This window comes from Pseudomonas sp. EA_65y_Pfl1_P113 (genome assembly GCF_963970525.1).
GTDB classification, from domain to species: Bacteria; Pseudomonadota; Gammaproteobacteria; order Pseudomonadales; family Pseudomonadaceae; genus Aquipseudomonas; species Aquipseudomonas tritici.
The window spans coordinates 1-280 of sequence record NZ_CAXAQM010000725.1; the positions used below are offsets into that span (position 1 = coordinate 1).

The 280-nt window shown below is 58.2% G+C and carries 1 protein-coding gene; it reads left to right on the forward strand.

Annotated features, from left to right (window positions below; genetic code table 11):
- On the forward strand, positions 1–280 hold a 280-nt coding region (locus AACY52_RS31915), incomplete at both ends, for a transposase (RefSeq protein WP_339439716.1).

The following is a 280-nucleotide window of genomic DNA, read 5'->3' on the forward strand; positions in this document are numbered from 1 at the left end:
CCAGTTATTCTTTTTGACTACACCACCAGCCGCGCGCAGGAGGTGCCACTGCGTCTGCTCGCCGATTATCGTGGCTACCTGATGAGCGACGATTACGCTGGCTATAACGCCGTGGGTGCGCAACCGGGTGTCGAGCGTCTGGGCTGCTGGGCGCATGCGCGGCGCAAGTTCGTCGATGCGCAAAAAGTGCAACCCAAAGGCAAGACGGGCCGTACCGATATCGCGCTGGCCATGATTAACAAGCTGTATGGTATCGAACGTGAACTCAAAGAGGTCACGG